The organism is Alkaliphilus metalliredigens QYMF (assembly GCF_000016985.1).
Taxonomy (GTDB): Bacteria; Bacillota; Clostridia; order Peptostreptococcales; family Natronincolaceae; genus Alkaliphilus_A; species Alkaliphilus_A metalliredigens.
Genome location: NC_009633.1, coordinates 3,706,711 through 3,727,216 on the forward strand (window position 1 = coordinate 3,706,711; position 20,506 = coordinate 3,727,216).

Annotated in this window: 18 protein-coding genes and 1 riboswitch; of the genes, 1 reads left to right on the forward strand and 17 read right to left on the reverse strand. The window is 38.7% G+C overall.

The features are described from left to right. Positions 1–51: 51 nt before the first annotated feature. The 3 genes from AMET_RS17735 to AMET_RS17745 form a co-directional block, all read right to left on the reverse strand. Positions 52–1,842 (reverse strand): 5'-nucleotidase C-terminal domain-containing protein, encoded by a 1,791-nt coding sequence (locus AMET_RS17735; protein ID WP_012064692.1) that lies wholly within the window; start codon positions 1,840–1,842, stop codon positions 52–54. A gap of 207 nt (positions 1,843–2,049) precedes the next feature. Then, positions 2,050–3,213: a DUF362 domain-containing protein gene (locus AMET_RS17740; protein WP_012064693.1), complete on the reverse strand. Its 1,164-nt coding sequence runs from the start codon at positions 3,211–3,213 to the stop codon at positions 2,050–2,052. A gap of 21 nt (positions 3,214–3,234) precedes the next feature. Then, complete coding sequence (locus AMET_RS17745; RefSeq protein ID WP_012064694.1) at positions 3,235–4,059, reverse strand: Cof-type HAD-IIB family hydrolase; 825 nt, start codon at positions 4,057–4,059, stop codon at positions 3,235–3,237. Between the two features lie 128 nt (positions 4,060–4,187). Here AMET_RS17745 and AMET_RS17750 point away from each other — a divergent pair, with 128 nt between their 5' ends. Next, on the forward strand, positions 4,188–4,595 hold the full coding sequence (locus AMET_RS17750) for a transcriptional regulator PerR (RefSeq protein WP_012064695.1): 408 nt from the start codon (positions 4,188–4,190) through the stop codon (positions 4,593–4,595). Between the two features lie 247 nt (positions 4,596–4,842). On the opposite strand, the gene cobD is transcribed toward AMET_RS17750, so the two are convergent. The 14 genes from cobD to AMET_RS17825 form a co-directional block, all read right to left on the reverse strand. Further along, positions 4,843–5,922 carry a threonine-phosphate decarboxylase CobD gene (cobD, locus tag AMET_RS17755; protein WP_012064696.1) on the reverse strand — a complete coding sequence of 360 codons (1,080 nt, stop codon included), beginning with the start codon at positions 5,920–5,922 and terminating at the stop codon, positions 4,843–4,845. A 4-nt stretch (positions 5,923–5,926) separates the two neighbouring features. Continuing rightward, positions 5,927–6,871 carry an adenosylcobinamide-phosphate synthase CbiB gene (gene cbiB / locus AMET_RS17760; protein WP_012064697.1) on the reverse strand — a complete coding sequence of 315 codons (945 nt, stop codon included), beginning with the start codon at positions 6,869–6,871 and terminating at the stop codon, positions 5,927–5,929. Next, on the reverse strand, positions 6,871–8,397 hold the full coding sequence (locus tag AMET_RS17765) for a cobyric acid synthase (RefSeq protein ID WP_330368608.1): 1,527 nt from the start codon (positions 8,395–8,397) through the stop codon (positions 6,871–6,873). Before AMET_RS17765 ends, cbiB begins: the two co-directional genes overlap by 1 nt. 3 nt (positions 8,398–8,400) lie before the next feature. Continuing rightward, on the reverse strand, positions 8,401–9,657 hold the full coding sequence (locus tag AMET_RS17770; protein WP_012064699.1) for a heme ABC transporter ATP-binding protein: 1,257 nt from the start codon (positions 9,655–9,657) through the stop codon (positions 8,401–8,403). A gap of 16 nt (positions 9,658–9,673) precedes the next feature. After that, complete coding sequence (locus AMET_RS17775; protein WP_041721008.1) at positions 9,674–10,726, reverse strand: FecCD family ABC transporter permease; 1,053 nt, start codon at positions 10,724–10,726, stop codon at positions 9,674–9,676. Positions 10,727–10,824: 98 nt separating this feature from the next. Next, entirely contained in the window at positions 10,825–11,808 is a 984-nt protein-coding gene (locus AMET_RS17780) for an ABC transporter substrate-binding protein (RefSeq protein WP_012064701.1), read from the reverse strand. 16 nt (positions 11,809–11,824) lie between these two features. Further along, positions 11,825–12,430: a histidine phosphatase family protein gene (locus AMET_RS17785; protein WP_012064702.1), complete on the reverse strand. Its 606-nt coding sequence runs from the start codon at positions 12,428–12,430 to the stop codon at positions 11,825–11,827. A 55-nt stretch (positions 12,431–12,485) separates the two neighbouring features. Next, a complete protein-coding gene (gene cobS, locus AMET_RS17790; RefSeq protein WP_041721009.1) occupies positions 12,486–13,226 on the reverse strand; it encodes an adenosylcobinamide-GDP ribazoletransferase in 741 nt (246 codons plus the stop codon). Position 13,227: 1 nt separating this feature from the next. Then, positions 13,228–13,770, reverse strand: a complete 543-nt coding sequence (locus tag AMET_RS17795) for a cob(I)yrinic acid a,c-diamide adenosyltransferase (RefSeq protein ID WP_012064704.1) — start codon at positions 13,768–13,770, stop codon at positions 13,228–13,230. Between the two features lie 21 nt (positions 13,771–13,791). Beyond that, positions 13,792–14,355, reverse strand: a complete 564-nt coding sequence (cobU, locus tag AMET_RS17800) for a bifunctional adenosylcobinamide kinase/adenosylcobinamide-phosphate guanylyltransferase (RefSeq protein WP_012064705.1) — start codon at positions 14,353–14,355, stop codon at positions 13,792–13,794. A gap of 121 nt (positions 14,356–14,476) precedes the next feature. After that, a riboswitch (cobalamin riboswitch) is annotated at positions 14,477–14,659 on the reverse strand. 49 nt (positions 14,660–14,708) lie between these two features. Then, a complete protein-coding gene (locus AMET_RS17810; RefSeq protein ID WP_012064706.1) occupies positions 14,709–16,034 on the reverse strand; it encodes a lipase family alpha/beta hydrolase in 1,326 nt (441 codons plus the stop codon). A 68-nt stretch (positions 16,035–16,102) separates the two neighbouring features. Next, positions 16,103–16,795, reverse strand: a complete 693-nt coding sequence (locus AMET_RS17815; RefSeq protein ID WP_012064707.1) for a DUF2225 domain-containing protein — start codon at positions 16,793–16,795, stop codon at positions 16,103–16,105. A gap of 116 nt (positions 16,796–16,911) precedes the next feature. Then, the gene (locus AMET_RS17820) at positions 16,912–18,369 is read right to left on the reverse strand and encodes a VanW family protein (RefSeq protein WP_012064708.1); all 1,458 of its coding nucleotides are present in this window, start codon (positions 18,367–18,369) and stop codon (positions 16,912–16,914) included. Between the two features lie 141 nt (positions 18,370–18,510). Further along, entirely contained in the window at positions 18,511–20,424 is a 1,914-nt protein-coding gene (locus AMET_RS17825) for a cell division protein FtsA (protein ID WP_041721012.1), read from the reverse strand. Positions 20,425–20,506: the final 82 nt, after the last annotated feature.

Sequence of the window (20,506 nt, forward strand, 5' to 3'; positions counted from 1 at the left end):
CAATTAAGATTACGCTTTATTGGCAGAAATTTTTAGTTATCAATCAAAACATTATTGTACTGGTATTCTAAGCTCTTGTCCTGGGAAGATTAAATCTGCATTTCTAATTTCATTTAATACTTGTAGCTCTTCCCAATTCATATTGTATTCCACTGCGATTCTAGATAACCAGTCATTTGGTTGAACGATATAAATGATATATTGAACTTCCGCTACTGGTTCTTCTACCACCGGTACTTCTACTATTGGTTCCTCTACTACTGGTTCTTCAACAACTGGTTCCTCTATTACTGGCTCTTCTACTATTTCTAACGCTACTCCATTAATCCTACCTTCCACCTGTGGTGCTACCACTTGCTTTTCTTGAATATATTCCATTACAGCTTCGTCCATTGACATATAATCTGTTATCGTTAGCGCTTCAACGAACATCGTATATCCATCTCCGCCAGCAGCTAAGAAATCATTTGTAGCCATCAAATAATCTCTTTCTAAATCTAATGGTTCTCCTTGAATCATAATGTCGATCACTCTCTCACCTTCTGGTTGATTCGGATCGATTGTATAACTCATCCCAGCTACATGAAGTATGGCACCCGACGGCTCTGGATATCCTTTTGAGCCGATTTCCAATGCTTCCTTCACTGCAGAACCTTTGATTTCCTTTGTTACCACTACATTTCCAAAAGGTAATACTGTGATTACATCGCCTCTAGTAATCTTACCTTCAGCAATAGAAGCTCGTATTCCACCTCCGTTTGTCACTACAAAATCAGCACCAGTTGCATCTTGCATGGCATCGGTAATTAAGTTTCCTAAGTTTGTTTCTCCTGCTCTAGCAGTTTCTCTTTCACCCTCTAGATGTACAGTCGTCGTACCCAAAACTTCTGAGAGTATTAATTTTTGTTCTTCAATAATCGTATCTACCACTTCTTTAACAGTAGGATCTTGCTCTAGTTCCATTGCTTCTTCTTTTAAAATAACACTTGCAGTAATACTATCCACCTGACCGTCCTTCATGGTAATTTCTACTACGCCAAGATTCTTTCCGTACTCCTCAGCACTTACGATTAATGTATTTCCTACCAATAATCCTTCTTCAAACAAGGAATGACTATGTCCATCTACAATTAAATGTATTCCTTCTACTTCCTCAGCAACAGCAGAGCTTCGCTCTTCATATTTTGTACTTTCATCTGTTCCTAAATGAGCCAAGGCTATAATCACATCAACTTCATCCTGTAATTCTTCTACCATTTCTTTAGCTGCTTCTACAGGATTTACAAAGGTTAGTCCTACTGTTCCTGCAGGGTGACTTTTGAATAGTGTTTCTGGGCTAGTTAAACCAAAAATACCTACCTTTACACCATTTAATTCTTTAATTATATAAGGTGTTAATAAATATGACCCATCTTCCTTTTTAATATTGGCTGATAGCACTGGAAAGTTTGCCATTTCATCCAGTTCTAACAGTCTTTCTTGCCCATAATTAAACTCATGATTTCCTGCAACCATCACATCATACTCTACTTCATTCATGATACGGACGATACTTTCTCCTCTTTCTAAGGTGGCGATAGGCATTCCATGAAAAGTATCTCCCGCATCCAATAATAGGACATGCTCATTCTCACTTCTAAATTGATTCACTAGGGTTGCAATTCTGTCAAATCCCATCCCATCAAATCTGTCTTCCACCACTCTACCATGGATATCATTGGTGTGTAAAATCATGATCTTTGTTTCTTCTCCCACATTTTCCACAGCAAAAATGGCTCCTACAGTAGAAAATACCATTGCTACTACCAAAAAGCATACAAACAGTTTTCTTTTAAATAACATTTTCCAACCTCCTTATTTAGATAAAAAATTATCTCTTATAATTTATATAAAATATAATACTAAGAGACATTACTTAACTATACTTCTATATTTTTCCTCAATTTCCTTTTTTATATCGAATAAACTTGTACTTTTTCTATATTTTCTGAATTGTTTTTTTCATACTGTTTCTCATTACAAAGTCATTCTTATTATCATTTTAACATCTTACAACTTAGCCAGCCATTTCATCAGCAATGGGCGATGGATGTCTACAGCCTTTACTGGGCATAGTTCTTGACAGCAAAAACATCGTATACACCCGTGTAGATCTACAATAGGTTTTTTGTTTATCATTTTGATTACTTCAGGTGGACAGCTATTTGCGCAATCACGACAGCCTATACATCTATCATGAATAAATACAGGTCTAGGCTGTAAAGCTCCATTTAAAATATCTCTTAAGAATTTAGGTAGCTTTCCCTCTAATAAATCCAGACTCCTTATTTCTGGCACAATAAAATCATCTATCATAAACTTATCTATATTTTCTCCCTTTAATTCTATATCCTCTAATGTCCCTCTGCATAAACCTCTTTCTACACATCTTTCAATTGTCGGTACCTTCACAGGTATTAAGCCTATGATGGATGTTGCGACTACGTCTAAATGATATGGACTTGTAGATGCAATAACAGCCCCAATTTGTCTAGGGTCTCCAGCACTGGGTCCATCTCCCTCCATCCCAATAATACCATCCATAAAGGATAACACAGGCTTAGAAGCAACACATATATCAACTAATGCATTAGAAAAATCTACATTGCCAGGCATTCTCACATGATACTCTGCCTTTTCTAGCCCCGCCACGATCCCAAACATATTTTTAACTGCACCGGTAAACATCATCATACCATGGGTCTTTAGTTTGGAAACGGATATCACTTTATCTACCTCCTGCAAGACTTCAATGGCAGTTATTTTTTTCAAGAGCAATCCCTCTTCATTTTTAATCTCTACCACATTTGTATTGTAGTTCAGTTGAGCTCCTACTTCATTTGCGATTTCTTCAATCCCACATGCCCTATAGACACCCTTTAGCAGATTTATATTATAGGGCCCACCTGGGCTATCACCAATAATGACTTCCGCTCCATAATTTATCAGTATTTCTGCCAAGGCTTTTGTGAACATTGGATGTGTCGTTGTGGCATCCTCTGGTTTTTTCTTCATTAATAGATTTAGTTTTAGTAGTACCCGATCTCCCTTATTGATAAATTTGCTGATCTCACCTAAGTTTTCAAAAGACTTTACCACAGATTGTTTTACTAAATCATAGTCATAGTCTTTACATTCAATCAATGATACAATTTCCTTTTTCAATTTCCCCACAACCTTCCTAGATCAGTGTATCTAAAGCAATATATATTTTTTTATTCCCTTTGCTACCCCGCTTTCGTCATTGCTGGCTGTAATATAATCAGCCCGTTCCTTGACAAATTCTTCTCCATTTTCCATGGCCACAAAGGTTCTTACAGATTCTTTCATGGATAGGTCGTTATAGTTGTCCCCAAAGGCAATCCGTTTTTCTTGGGTAATTTGAAGTATCTCAGCTAATCTTTTGATGGCCTTCCCTTTTGAAACACCTTTATTCATTACCTCTAAATTGTTGTACCAGGATTTATCCGTTTCTAATGTTTTCATTTCATCAAGGGCTTCTTTTATTTCCTTCAATTTTTTCGGGTCCTCATCCATAATCACAAACTTTAGTACTTCGATGGCATTGTTTGTTAGAAATTCGACAGCATTCGTCATTTTTTCCATATGAATTCGATCACTTTCATTTTGCCTCTCGTTCCAGTCATGATACTTTAGAGAGCTAAAACCAAGCTCCTCTATATAAAATTGTTCTTGGTTATAAAAGTGAAAGTAGACCCCCTTCTCTTTACAAAGCTTTGCAATGGCAATGGCATCCTCAAGTCTAATGGGATTACTATAAACCACCTCATTGGTTTGATGATCTCGTATGAGGGCACCGTTACAAGCAATGATAGGTGCTGTGATACCTAGCATCCTGGCATAAAACCTTGCAGAGGTAAAAATCCTTCCAGTGGCAATGGCGACAGTCATTCCCATATCCTTAACATTTTGTAAAGCCTTCTTATTTTCTTCTGATACTTCTTTGTCACTATTTAATAACGTTCCATCCATATCCAAAATAATTAATTGATAACCCATAGATTCACTCCTTAATTTTCAATTTTTTCCAAATTACAATTGACAAAATATTAACATTAATTTATAATATAAAGTATATAGTTCGAAATCGTTTGTAATAGTTTTTTCATTTTAAAGGTGGTGGTAAAATGGAGGTATTAGTAAAAACATTAAAGTCAAAGGGTTGCAAAATTACACCGCAAAGATTAGCTGTCTTTCAAGCATTAAAAAAACGCAAGGATCATCCCAATGCAGAAAGCATTTATAAGGACTTAGAAGCAGCCTATCCTACCATGAGTTTGGCAACTATTTATAAATCATTAGAACTTTTTATTGATTTAGGCCTAATTCAAGTCATCAATGTAGGAGAAAACAGCTTTCGTTATGATGGAAATAACGAAGTCCATTCACATTTGATTTGCTCACAATGCGCAAGGGTGGAGGATCTAGACAATTCAATCTTTCAAAACTCAATTCCTTCGGTTCAGGAAATATCAAATTACAAAGTAGAAAAACAACAGTTTTGCTTTTATGGACATTGTCCTACTTGTCAATAAACACCTGAACATACAGGTGTTTTTTTTATACAATAGGAAATTTCTGCTTTCCTATTGTATAAAAAAGAGGGGTTGTAGGGGATGGAATCCCCTGCCCGTCTTCAGGAAGGTGCTCAGACAGCTTGGCTGTCGTCGAAGGAAACCTAGGGTCTCCTATAAGCAGGCAACCAATTTAGCTTGCTAAATTGTGTTGATCGCTTAGTTGTTTCATCTAGCGAGAGCGTCGAAGACGCTCTTTTTATACAATTTAGGATAAAATTTCACTTAAGACTTGTATAAACTTTTCATTTGATTGTTCATCTTTAATGGCTATCCTAAAAAACTGTTCCCCTAATCCTTGAAAGTTAGAACAATCCCGTATCATAATATATCGCTCCAATAGCTTTTCTTTTAATTCATCTATGCTTAGACTGGAATCCATTAATTTAATTAAAACGAAGTTAGCAGTAGATGGGTATACCTTCATTCCTTTGATTTCCTTTAGTTTTACCATAAAGCGGGGTTTTTCATGCTTGAGCCAGCTTTTTGTTTTTTCTACATAGACTTTATCATTTAAAAGCACTTCCCCAAAAAAACTTGCAAAGGTATTGACACTCCAAGGGATCATTGTATCTGTCATTTGTTCTTGTACCCCTTTGTCTCCGCATACACCAAAGCCTAGTCTAATACCAGGCATTCCAAAATACTTTGTAAAGGCTCTGATTACAATTAACTCCTTATATTGTTCTACCCATTTGAGTACACTGGATCTTTCGTTTTCTCCAACAAAATCAATGAAAGCCTCATCTATCATTACTTTTATTTTTTTATCCTCGCAATGTGTGACCACACGCTTCAGATCTTCTTTTGAAATTAAATTTCCCGTTGGATTATTAGGATTGCATAATATAATTAAATCAATAGAATCTGTCAAGGATTCTAGCAGGCTTTCGATATTGATCTGGAAGGAGTTCTCTTCCCTTAAATAGTATCTAATGACATCACAATCAAAAGCCTTCAATGCCCGTTCATATTCGCCGAATGTCGGTGCCAAAATCAATGCCCTTTGGGGCTTTAATACTCGAATAAAATCAAAAATCAGCTGTGCTGCACCATTCCCTACAAGTACATCTTCTTTTTGTATACCATAATAATGACCTATGGCAAATCGCAAATGATGATAATCGATATCTGGATAATGACATAGATCATTATATTTTTCCTGAATTATCTTTTGAAATGATTCAGGTACACCCATGGGATTAATATTCGCGCTATAATCCAAAATTTTTCCTGCCCCAATGGATTTTTCTCTTTCTACCTGAACAATATTTCCACCATGTCTCATTGCCCTACCCCCTCAATCCAATGGATAATATACTAAAAAATACCACTGCCACCGTTGAAGCGGCGTACATCATATGAATCGTATGTAAAATATGTTTTTGATTTAGTTTTTCAACTTCTTGACCAAGGGTTGGTTTCTCAACCAGTTTCCCAAAGTAGTAACTCATCCCGCCCAGTTGTATTCCTAATACACCTGCCATGGCAGCTTCGGGATATCCCGCATTAGGGCTACTGTGTTTATTTCCGTCCTGGAGGGCAGTTTGCACTCCTCTTTTAAAATCCTTCCCCATTGGTAGTGCAGCCATGGAAATAAACATTACCGCAAGTCTAGCTGGTACATAATTCGCAACATCATCTACTCTAGCAGCTACTTTGCCAAAGTACTCATATTTTTCATTTCGGTATCCAATCATTGAGTCCAGGGTATTCACAGCTTTATAAGCCATTGCAAGAGGAACCCCTCCTATGAAAAGATAAAACATCGGTGCCACAATGCCATCGGAAATATTTTCTGCAATGGTTTCCACAGCGCCACGGGCAATTTCTATTTCCTCTAATTCATCGGTTTGCCTACTGACAAGATAAGATAAATTTCTTCGTGCTAATGATAAGTTACCCTCTTTTAGGGCCTGATAAACCTTCCTTGTTTCCACATCTAGACTCTTTGTTGCCAATACCGTATATGCTAGAAAAATAGAAACACTGCCCCCTATGATTGGATGTATACGGTAGCCTATGTAAATAAGCCTACTGGTAAGTATATAACTCAATGCAATCACGATGAAAGCCACAAAAGCCCCAGCAATGAGCTGCGAGGCTTTTTTATTCTTCTTATTTAGACATTGTTTCTCAAGAAAGAGAATCAGCTTGCCCATAAGCCGTACTGGATGAGGGAACCATTGTGGATCTCCTATTATTAAATCGATGATAAAGGCACTCATTAATATCATTATGCTTCACCCTCCAGAATTTTGTAAATATATTTCATATCTATATTTTCTCGAACTACCTTTGCAAGGCGACTGTATTCCCTGTCCTTCAGTTCCTCTAAGGAACAATTTCTTTGTTGAATAGTTGGCAGTCCTTTTTTCATTAATAATCCGTTGATGATCTTTTCAACTAAGGAAATTTCGTCAAAAATCCCATGTAGATAGGTGCCAAATACTGTTCCAGCTTCATTAATGGCGCCATCGAAGTCATCCACAGGCTTGCTAAGTCTTTCTTCAATTTTCACAAAGGGTTTAATGGTTGCCCCTCGAAGAGTTCTTCCCATATGAATCTCATATCCCTTGACTTCAATCCCACCACATTCAATTTCCTCTAGTAGCTTGTGATCTAATATTTTTCCTGACACCTGTGTTGTCACCTTTTCACTTTCAAAATTTGTCTCCACATCCAGTAATCCTAATCCTTGTATCTCTCCTTCAGGACTCTCTACATGATTGGGATCTAAAATGCGATTACCCAGCATTTGATAGCCCCCACAAATGCCACAAATCATTGTCCCCGTTTTATGGACTTCAATGATTTCTGCTGCTAAACCTACCTCCTGCAAATATTTCAAATCGCCAATTGTATTTTTCGAGCCAGGGATAATAATCATATCAGGTCTTCCTATGCTTTGGTTTCGTCCAATATAGTTGACATTAACTCCTTCCATCTGCTCTAGAAGATGAAAATCTGTAAAATTGGAAATATGGGGTAGTCTGATAATCGCAATAGAAATATCTGATTCTTGGTGGTTTTTTTGCTGCAATCGGTCACTCAGACTATCCTCATCCTCTATATCAAATCTTTCATAGGGGATCACCCCAATGACAGGAATATTGATTAATTCTTCTAGCATTTTTAATCCTGGTTCAAGTATTTTTAGATCTCCTCTAAATTTATTAATCAGAATACCCTTTACGCGACTTCTTTCGGATTCCTCCAAGAGCATAATGGTCCCATATAGAGAAGCAAAAACACCGCCTCTATCAATGTCTCCCACCAATATCACAGGGCTATCAGCAATTTCTGCCATCCCCATATTGACGATGTCTTGATCTCTTAAATTAATCTCTGCAGGACTGCCTGCCCCTTCTATGACCACAATGTCATTGGATGTCTCCAAATCCAGATAAATATCCCGAAGCATAGACTTTAGCTGGGGCTTAAACTGGTGATATTCCTGAGCTGTCATATTTCCGTGGACTGCTCCCTGAATAATGACTTGGGCATGGCTATCCGCTGTGGGCTTTAATAAAATAGGGTTCATTTTCACCTGGGGCTTGATCCTTGCTGCTTCTGCTTGAAAAACTTGGGCACGTCCCATTTCCAGGCCTTCTTCTGTCACGAAGGAGTTTAATGCCATGTTTTGAGATTTAAAAGGCACCACTCGATAACCATCCTCATTAAATATTCGACAAAGGGCTGCTGTCAGTAGGCTCTTTCCTACAGAAGAAGCTGTCCCTTGTACCATAATTGATTTTCCCAAACTTCATCCCTCCAATACATCTAATAAAGCTTCTATGCTCTCTACTTTGATTAATCCTTCATTCATAAATTGACCTAGTATTTCTGTTGCTTCTCCACCAGTATAATCTAATCTTTTTCCTTGAAAGGGTTGGACATAAAGATATACTGGCTTCTTCTGATTTAGCTGTTCTTTAATAATCTCTAAGTTTTTCAGATTTCCATTTCCAATGGGAGCCCCACATAAAATCACCAGATCTGCATCCTGGGCCTGCTGATGGCCTCTTTGGAGGACTTCATCACTAATGGGACTAAATGGTTCTTCCTCAGCCATTTCTATAGACAGTAGCTTCCCTAACTCCCAATCGCTATCTCCAACATTTAAGACACCGGCTGTCACTTGATATCCCTGGTCATTGAGGGTTTGTATTAGGTCTTTTCCTGTTCCCCCTCCACAAACAATGTGAATTTGTAAATCTTTCGTGTCCTTATTTTTTTCTCGAGTAGACAGGGGTAGGACCTGTAGACAACCTGTGTATACGTTTCTATCAATCATCATATCCATCTCATATGCTTTTTGTAGATGTTCAACCGTAATGACATCCTCTGTTTTTCCCATGGTAATCTTCTTTCCCTGATGAAGCAGTAAAATCTCCTCACTATATCTAGCAGCAAGATTGATATCATGTAGCACAGCGATAATTGTGACTTTCTTTTCTTTGTTTAACTTTTTAAGTAATTCTAATATTTCAATTTGATGATGGATGTCGAGTGCCGAGGTTGGCTCGTCTAGTAGAATCACCCTTGGCTCTTGGGCTAGGGCTCTGGCAATAATAACCCGTTGTCGTTCTCCACCGCTGAGCTCATTTACATTTCGATCCTTTAAAAACCATGTATTTGTTGATTCCATTGCTTCTTTGACACGCTTTTCATCCTCATGACCTTCTCTTTGAAAGCGTTTTAAGTGGGGATGTCTTCCCATCATAATGATTTCATAGACCGTAAAATCATAGTGCACCTCTGTGTTTTGAGGTACCACTGCCATTTTCTGCGCTAATTCCTTAATGGAGTATGCCTTCAATGGTTTGTCTTCTAATACAACGCCACCTTTTATAGGAATGAGATTGGCTGCAATATTCTTTAGTAGTGTTGACTTTCCTGAGCCATTAGGACCGATAATGGTTAGAAATCCACCTTTTTGAATGGTGAACTCTAAATTATCTATTATTTTTGTCTCATTATATTGAAAGGTTAGTTGGTTTACTTTGATTGATGTATCCATTTTGCCGCTCCTCACCCTATGCCATTCTTTTGGTCCTTCTCAATAAGTATATAAAGAAAGGTCCTCCTACTAAGGCAGTAATAATACCTACTGGAATCTCTGTTGGGGAAATAATGGTTCTGGCAAATGTATCAGCCATGATCAAGAAAATGCCCCCAATCAGTCCACTGGCCGGTATCAATACCCGATGATCTGGTCCCACAATCATTCTGGTAATATGAGGGATAATCAATCCAACAAATCCGATGATCCCACTTACAGAGACGGCAAAGGCAGTGATAAATGCCCCTACAACCAGTACAATTCCCTTTACCTTTTCAACATCTACTCCTGTATTATGGGCTGTATCTTCTCCAAGTAATAATAAATTTAAATCCTTTGCCAATATATAGATCACTGCACTTCCTAACAAAATGGGAATAAAAACGATTTGAACATGGTTCCATCCTCGAGATGAAAAACTTCCCATGGTCCAATAGACAATGGTGGCCACATCATTTGTCGAAAGCACCATGATAAAGGATAGGATGGCTGAAAAAAATTGTCCCGTTGCAATACCCGCCAAGAGCAAGGTGGTCACTGGCACCTTTTCCTTTACTTTAGCCAGCTGATAGACAATTAAAGTGGCAGCCAATGCCCCAATAAAAGCAAAAATCGAGGTCATACTCAAGCCTAGAATCACTCGATTAAATTTAAATAGGATGGCAATGGCAGCTCCTAAGGCAGCTCCTGAGGAAGTCCCAATAATAAAAGGATCCGCCATTGGATTTTTCAGCATCCCTTGAAATGCCACCCCTACAACCGATAGACCAAAACCTACTAATAGTGTTAAAAACATCCTGGGCAGGCGAATGCTAGTGATAATACGAATATGAGCTTCGGAGATCCCGTCTAGAGTAACCCATCTACCTAAAATAGGAATTTGATTTAAAATGATTCTAGCACTATCTATCACTTTGATGCTAGCAGCTCCCATAACTGAGGCCCCTACCATGACGATAAATAGTAAAATCAGTAACGCAATAAATATTTGGTAGGTTTTCATCCATTCCTTCATTTTTGCCTCCATAATATGAGACTTAACCCAAGGGAAGTTTGAGCCCCCCACTGAATTGTAGCCCGATTCATTTCCAGGACTCCCACTTCATAGGAGGGGCCTTTTTCACATTAGAATAAATCAGGATGTACTGCCTTGGCAATGACCTCGAATGCTTCTATAATCCTAGCCCCTGGTCTCGAAACCACATTAGGCTCTAGCACTTCAACTCTATCTTCTTTAATTGCAGTGATTTCTGAATATCCAGGTCTTGATTTTATTTCCTTAATGAGTTCTTGCTCTTGTTCTTCTGTTAAATCTGTTTCATCACCCATGTGAGCAGGAGCTAAAAACACCTCTGGGTCCTTTTCTACCATGACTTCTACACTATATTGTGGATAAGCGCCTTGTGCATCCCCAGCGATATTTTCACCACCAGCTAAAACAATGAGTTCATCAATAAAAGAGCTTGGTCCTGCTGTCATTAAAGGCTCGTCCCACATTTGATAAAACACCCTAATCGTTTCGCGTCCTGCCACGGCATTGATAATGGCATCTCTTTTTTCTGCCATTTCAGCAATAACACTTTCTGCTTCAGCTACTGTATCTGTGATTTCTCCTGTGGATCTCATTGTTTCAAAAATCTCATCGATGGATTCTGGCACATACCTCACCACGGTGATACCAGCGGCTGCAATTTGTTGCATTGCTTCAGGTTGGCTATCTCCAAATGTAAAAACAACATCTGGCATCAATTCAATAATTCGCTCGACATTAACAGTCCAAGAGCTTCCGACTTTTTCCTTTGTCAAGGCTTCTTCAGGATAATCGCAGTAGTCTGACACCCCTACAAGTCGATCACCTAGTCCTAGGGCGTACAAAATTTCTGTTTGACTTGGTGAAATGGAGATGATTCGCTCTGGTTTTGCTTCAATAATAATATCATATCCTAGCCCATCGGTTATTTCTAAGGGATATCTCTTTTCTGTTTCATCCAGGACCTCTTCAGGGATTTCTCCTTCAGTAATCTCTTCCTGTTGTGCTGCACAGCCTGTGAAGAGCCCTATCATTAAAAGTACTCCTATTATTAACAAAAGTATTTTTTTGTTTTTCATTCATTAGGCCTCCTCGTTACACTAGATGTCTGTCCTGGTTGAGCTTGTTTAAAACATACATGTCTCCAACCTTCTCAACTATTGAAATACTACAATGATCTACTTTAAAACTCCAATGATGATCAATTTTGCCCGTTATCAAATGTGCAATCACACTTCGGAGTACACCGGAGTGTGCCACAATCACAATATTTTCATTGGGATGTTTCTCAATCAGCTCTTCTATCTTCTTGGTTGCTCGTTCATGCATTTGCTTCATGCTTTCCCCATTGGGAAACTGAAAATTTACTGAATCAGTTCTAATTCCATTATAAATATCTGGATGTGTTTCTTGTACTGCCTTCATGGTCCATCCTTCCAAATCTCCAAAGTGGAGCTCTTTAAGCTCTTCTACAACAATGACTTCTTCTTGTCGTTCCCCTCTAATTGCCTCTGCAGTTTCATAGGCACGCTTTAGGGGACTGGTATAAATGACATGCATTTTTATGTTTCTCAATGCCTCTCCGCAGCCAGCGGCTTGAATTTTTCCTAATTGATTTAAAGGCCCATCAATCCAACCACAAAGCTTTTTTTCATAGTTATCCTGGGTTTCCCCGTGCCGTATCAAATAAATTCGAGTCATTTACGCACCCCTTCTTTTCATTATCATCCACCTACGATTCCTTTCCTCGGGTTCCTTAGAACAATCCTGCCCCAGTAATCAAAAGGATAAATAATAAATAGCATCCTTCAGTCAACTCACATAGGGATCCTAATGTATCCCCGGTCATGCCATCAATTTTCTTCATTACATGCCCTTTATATAATTGACTTCCTATGGGTAGCAGAAGAGCAAAAATAAGACTAGGCAAATGCATGGCCGCCAAGATAAAGGTCAACAAACTGCTGATCAATAGCTCTTTTTTACTGACCTTTCCAATAAAGAGATGTCCTAAGCCCTGGCTTCGACCATAGATTGTTCGATAACAGCCATATACGATAGCCTGTCTTCCCATTACTGGCATCAGTATGATTCCCCAATAGATTTGATGTTCTCCTAATCCCTGGATTCCGTAAAGCTTTAGAAGTAGGATAAATACCATAGCTAGGACACCATTCGTTCCCAGTCTACTGTCCTTCATAATCTCCAGTATGGTTTCCTTATTACGATTACTGTACAGTCCATCAAATGTGTCACCCAATCCATCTAGGTGTAGGCCTCCCGTAAGAAAAACAAAAAATCCCACGGTTAATAGAGCAGATAAAGAATGTGCTAGATATAGAGAAGCGCCTCGATAGGCTACCATGAGCAGTGCACCAATAATGCCCCCCACCACTGGAAAATAGATAATTCCTTTGTGAAATGCTTCCTCCATAGGAACATCCCTTTTGATAGGAATTCGTGTTAAGAATTGTAAAATACTAATAAATCGATTCATATCAATGTTCAATACCTTCCCTAGATATAATCCCTTTTTCGAAGGGATGCTTGATCATTTTCATTTCCGTCACATAATCTGCACGTTGGACCAAAACTTCTGGTGCTTGTCTGCCTGTTAAAATCAATTCAACATGATTGGGTTTTTTGTCTATGAGACTGATAATAGCCTCAACTGAGACAATATCCAAATAGATCGAAGCCATGATTTCATCTAGAATAATCAAATCATATGCATCTGCTATCATAAGCACCTCAATTTGTTCTATTCCCTGTCCAATATCTTCTTTTACCTCTACCCGTCTTTCTGAACTTAGATTTCGATAAAAATTATTGATAGGTCCAAATCTCATGATTTCAAAGCCTTCTCCCAGCTTCTCAATACTATTTAACTCTCCAGTTTCATTTCCTTTTAAGAACTGTACCATGAGTACACGATAGCCGGCCCCAGCTGTTCGCATTCCTTGACCCAGTGCAGCTGTCGTCTTTCCTTTTCCATCACCTGTATAAATATGTATTAATCCTTGTTCTAGCTTTTTACTCATTATAACCCTCCTTGTATTTTTCTATTTGATCCGTTGTGATATCCCACATGTCACTAAATAAACCTGGTCTGCTTCCTTGGCAATCATTTGGTTAACCCTTCCTGCAATGTCCCGAAAAATCCGCGCAAGCTTATTCTCTGGGACGATTCCCATACCAATTTCATTTGTAATGAATATGACTGGTATCTCTAAGCCCTTTACTGTATCTAGCAAGGTCTTTACCTCTGCTTGGATGTGATTCTCCACCTGATGAATTCTTTCTGTACCCACCTCATCCCAATTGGATTCTAGTTGAAACATTAAGTTCGTCACCATGATTGTGACACAGTCTAGTAGTACCCCTTCTATTTGACCGCCCAAGACACTTATGACCGGACCTAAATTTTCATACCCTTCATGGGTCATCCAATGGGATGGTCTTTGTATTTTGTGATGCTTGATACGTTCCTTCATTTCCTCATCGAAGGCTTGGGCAGTGGCAATATATAATATATTTCCCTGTTTCTCCCTCAATAATGACTCTCCAAAGCTACTTTTCCCACTTCTAGCGCCACCAGTAACCAGTACAAGTTTTTTTCCACTCATGAGCAAACCCCTTTTATTAATAGTTTAGTTCTTCAAATTCTTCAAAAAACAAAACCCTTACCTAAAATTAGGTAAGGGAATAATATACAAGCAGCAGGATCCACCCTTCCCTCCGAAGGTTTGTTTGGAATTAGGGTTGGCAGGTCTCCTGACTTGTGATTCTTCTGACACCCAGCACCTTCCCAATTGACACAATCAGTGGTTTTGCTGGACTCATCCTCACTTACAGTAGCGGGGGCTGTAGTGGATTTCAACCACTTTCCCTATTAAGCTTTGATAAAGCACCAATTCGATTTAATTCATCCTTATCATATCAAATTTATAGTTCATAGGCAATAGCTATATTGGCCCTTCTAGTTAGTGACTTCAAATGTAAATGTCACCTGCACAGAAGCACGGTCCTGTCTCAAGATCTCTCTTCCTTTCAATTCCTCTTCCACACCATTCCCTATAATGATAAAATCTAATTTCTCTAAATCAGTATCCTTTGTGATCATTTCACCTGTATAAATACCCCCTGGTATATTTTTTAGAGCTATCCAGACATATCGTTCTCCGAACTCTTCTGAAATGTATTCATACTCAGTGTTCACTTTTTTATCTTGATAGACTAAAAGTAGCTTGCCATTCTTTTCAATCTTTAAGCGATGATGGTAATGAAAAATAAAATGTAATGTTTCGCAAACCTCATCCTCCTCTATACTATCAATTATGTCTAACCCATAAATCTCTTGCAATATCTCTAGGGAGGCTCCCACCATTTGATGATGGTTCTTTTCTATTTCATAGTAATCGAAAGGGGGTAACTGGGCACTGTTTTTTGTTACAGTCCCATCTCCTTTATAGGTGACAGTATGATCAACAATGACCTCTTGATTCTCATAGATGAATTTTTTACCATCAACTAATAAACATTCATTTGTTTCTACATTGGTTCCTACAATCACATGGATCCCTTCCACTCGATTTCTTAGATGTCGCAGGGCGATGGCTTGATTCATTTCATCAAGTTTAAAATTATGATACCGAATCCAGGGTCTTGGGATATGCTTCAAATCCCCAAATCCATTCCTATAATATAAGATGTCTCCATAGTCCAATGCAGGAAGCATCTCTTGTATAGCGGGAAATGATTGATGGATTTCATGGATGTTTTCTATTCCCCAGGGAATATTCAATAATTTTCTTAGAATCCACATATATCCTCTTTTTATCATGTCATAGAGATTATCTTTTTGATTAGGATCATTTAACATTTCTCCCGTTGACCAAAAATAATAGGCATCAATGGCACCGGCGTTGGGTGTTCCAATCATGACTAAATTCCCAATGTCATAGTCATACTCTCCGCTTTGTATATAGCTCCTGGCCACGATTCCTCCCCTACTGTGGCAGAGTATATCAATTGATTGCCCTGGACACTTTTCTTTTGCTTTCCTTAGCATTGGCTTTAAATACCTGTCAACAATCTCATGGGATTCCTTTCTCCAGTCATAATAGCAAATAAACAAATCTTCATTTAAAACATATCCTCTTTGCTCTAGTCCATCAATGAGTGGTTTATAAATCCATCGAGCCACTCCGAAGCTCCAGTCCCCTGTTCCCGGGATCATATCTCTTCCCATTGACCCCATTAACCCTGGCAGAAAAATCATTGGTGGTTTAGGATTTTTCCTCATAATTCCCCTCCATAAATATTTTTACTATAATCTATGCTTTAATATAAGAAAAAAGCACCCATAGGGTGCTATCCTCTCTTATTTAGATCATATTCTTCCTTGGCCAATTGCCATTGGGTTCTTGATTTAAGCTGAATCATTCTTTTATTTTTGATATCAGGATGCTCTAATGTTTTAGCATACCATCGAATGGCCTCAGGATAATAACCCAGTCGTCTATTTAACTCTCCTAATAAGTATGATACCGAAATTTCATCTAAATTTCCCAAGGGAAGCGGCTCCGTCTCATAGGCTTCACTGTAACAATTTAAGGCAAACTGTAAAAAATCTTTCTCCTTTGAACTGTTTTGTTCTCGATGGAGCCAAGCTAAGCTTAAACAAAGCCCACCAATATAAGCCTTAGGCTTTTTAAGTAGTTGTCCTACTATCAATGCTAGCTTATAGCTTTCCTGGGCCTCTTCAAATGTTCTCACCTTTCCAAAGTCCCGTTGTTTCCATTTTGTCGCTATCTGAGCATATAAAAAATCTCTCTGGGCCTTTGTCAACTTTTCTTCGTAGCCACTCTCTGTAGCGCTGTATCCACATTGGGGACAAATCCAAACATGATAGTAAAAAGGATTGACCCCTTCGTAGGAAACAAAAAAATCATCATGTCTTTTTAGTGCCTTTAATTTTCTCGTCCGTACACGTTTTGTCTCAAACTGTGTGTCGCAAACTGGGCATTTTATTGTTTTGTCATAGAAAATTGCATTATCCACCATAAAACCTCACTCTAGTTATTATTGTTGTAAAACCATTATACCAAATTACGCAGATAAATTCTATGTCCAATCTTGAAAGAGACCATGGGTTTTCATACCCATGGTCATAATAATACTTATTCTTCACTTACCTCACTGTCCTCTGGTATTTCTTCAGCTTCCTTTAATTCCCTCGACTCTTCTATATCTTCTTGATTTGCTTCACTTCTTTGGGGCCGAGGTTTTGTTCCTTCAGCTATAATTGTTTTCACAGGCGGATAATAATCTGTTGAGATTTGTTCTCTCCTTATTTCTTGGTTTCCTTCGTAGTAAACTTTGTCAGTCTTAACCCGATACCCCTGTTTTCCCTCCTGCTGGACCTTCCTTTCCCCCACCAAAAGGTTTGGGTCCTGCTTCACTTCTCTAGTTGGACTAATCCGTTCTACTATTTCAGATGCTAATCTCACTTGATAGGGGGGCACATTTTTTCCGAATATTCGCACCTCAAGACGATTTCCTAGTACTGTGCTTTCAATATAGATGGGGTGTTCTGTTGAATTTTTAAATTCAAAATCTAGATACCCGTAGGCCACTGTGGCATCATGGCCCAATGGAACATAGCTCACTGGCAATGAATGATTTTGTCTATTGACAATTTCTAAGTCTCCTCGGATCACAGCATTATATAGGGTAGTTGAAACCTGACAGATCCCGCCACCTACCCCTGGTACCAATCGACCAGCCAGGATCACTGGTGCCTCCTGATATCCTTCTTCCACGCTTCTTGGTCCTGTTTTTTCATTGAATGAAAAGATTTCTCCCGGCATAATCAAAGTGCCATCGATACTACTGGACCCAATCTCAATATTTTTTGTCCGCCCCTCCTGTTGAGCATTAAAATTAGTGGCAAATTCACCTATGGTAACTTCAATGACCTTTAGATCTTCTCTTGTCACAGAAGCTAACACATGCTTTACAGGAACAGGAAGGATGCCACTATAGGAGCTTGCTAATGCCTCCCTAATCCTAGTTCTAAGTAGCACTTGATCTACTTGGACTCCTACCTCTTCCTCTGTAATCACAAATGTACCCTCTTCTCGTTTAATTTTTGCATTAATGGGTTCTTTGTCCACCTCAGATCTGATCTCACCTATTAAGATCGCAACCTTCTCCCCCTGATGTTTTCCTCTTAATCTAATCACCGGTGCAGTTTTTCTTGTTCTCATGATCTGTTTCAATTGTTCTATTATACTACCACTTCTTCCTACCCCATAAGCTTCTGCTACGGCTTCTTCATACAAATAGGTATAGCCCAATTCCTGGTATGAGCGTTTCCATTCTTGAGATTCAAAATGCAATTGTAATTGATTTTCACTGACCCCTTTATCATATATCTTTTGAATCTTAGCTAATGCTTCTTCTTTAGATAATCCCCCCACATCCACCTCTTCAATATAGATGTGAGGGTGTATTTTTCCACTGTTGAAAGACAATGCCAGCATGGCAATAAGGCCAATGACAATAACAATTAATATCAGTCCAGCCCCCCATAGAAAAGCTTTTCTTTTATCTATGCCCTCAAAATTAGTCTTCACATGATCCTCCCCCTACTGTAACTTGTCTCACCTTACTTTATTCTTATTATCTATTTATTATGTATCTAAAGTCATATTCATTCGCCTCTTTTTCCAACTAAAAAGGACCCTTTTTAAGAGGCCCTTAGGGTGACTGTTGTATCATTTTTCCCAATATACTGCGACTTGATCTCCTTCCTGTAGGGGAGCCATATAATTTGCAATCATTCCATTATGTTTAAGAATTAGTTTTCCCTTTACCTCCGTACGATCAAAGTCAATAAAGTCAAAAACATCTACAAAAATATATCCTTTTTCTCTTTGGGGAAGTATCACTGGTTCTTCATTGCAGTAGACCTTCACCCCAGTCAATCCTTTCTTATTTTGTTCTTGATCTTTATCTTGTTTTTGTTGTTGTTGTTGTCCAGAGGTTTGCGCTTGTTGTCTCTCTTGTTCCAAATGAGACTGGGTGTGACCTGTGTCTCTTTTTTTAAAGCGTATTTCATCTCCGGTCTTAAGTAATGTGCTTAAACTAACTTTCTCACCATTAACCAACATATGATTTTTTGTCGTATCAACCACTATTTCTTTACACAAATCATTCAAGGTGCAACGGGCATTTTTACCGGGTTCAGCAGAAATCACTTTAATCTGATCCCCGTCTTTAATACGACTATCTAGACTCCCACTTTGCTCATTAATAAATATTTTAGCTGACTCACCGTATTCGCCATATATGATTTGTTTTTTGCCTTCCACATTAATTTCTATGGATTCGCCTCGTTTTGCAATCAAATCTCTCGGATTAAAAGCTGCAAGCACTAGGACATCTGAGATCTTTAGATTTTTCGTTTGAAACAGTTTCATCCGCTGTTGGTTGATTTGGATCTCAATAAAATCTTCTTTTCGATTATTAATGGCCTTGGCCAATATCCCTACGGGAGTAATCCCTTCAGGCCCTGTTAAAAAGTCTTCCTTCCAATCTAATGATTGAATCGTATCAATTCCTCTAACAACCACCCTTGCTGTTGCCATTTCTAATTTTTTAGCAATCATTTGAGGGATACCGGGAATTTGACTTCCTCCACCAATCAGAAAAATGGCACTTGGTGCCTTGCTATTTTGCTGTAGTAGATGAGCTGATATCTCATGGGCTACCAATTCAATTGATTCTTTAATCTCATTTAAAATTTCTTCTGTCTTTAATTCATAGGACATCCCAACAATGTCTCTAAATCGCTGTATTCCCTCACGACATAGATTGCATTTCAACCGCTCCGCCTCGTCAAAATCCAATAGATACACCTTGGCAATTGCCTCTGTAATTTCATCTCCTGCAGTAGATGTCATGGAATAGGCCACAACAGTGCCATCCCTTGTAATGGCAATATCCGATGTTCCTGCTCCAATGTCCACTAGGGCAATATTTAAAAGCCTAGCATTTTGAGGCACAGCCACTTCAATGGCTGCGATAGGCTCTAGGGTTATGTAATCAACCTCTAATCCAACCTTGGTCATGACTGTGTAGAGGCTGTCCACAACGATCCGCGGAAGAAAGGTTGCAATCAGATCTGCACCGATCTGATTTCCTCGATGTCCTACAAGATTTCCAATCATCCCATCATTTAAGTAATAGTACATCACAGTGTGTCCTACACAAAAATAATCCGAATCCATACCCATTTCCGCTTCCAATGCTTTTTGTGCTTTTTGAAGACCTTCTATCTCTAAGCTCTCTACCATGTGTTGATCAATGCTTTGGTTAGGATCAACCTTTAGATCCACACGAATGCCCGTTGTTTTCAAGGACCTCCCCGCTGCTGCAATGGCTACTTCCCGGAGGGAAACCTGGGCCTTTTCTTCTAGCTCCTGTTTTACCTGTTGAACCCCCTGGGCCACTGCTTCAATGTCATGGATTTGACCATCCATCATGGCACGCTTCTTATGAAATGTCATGGCTGTATGCTTAATGACCAGCCTTTCATCTTTCATTTGACCCAATACTCCTATAATACTTCTAGTCCCTATATCTAGGGCAAAAACAAGTGATCCTCTCTCTAGCTTATCATTTACCATTGAATACATCCTTTCAATCCTAGACATCTCCGATGCCTTACTATACTTATTATCTCTATTTCGCCATCATAAGACAAATTTC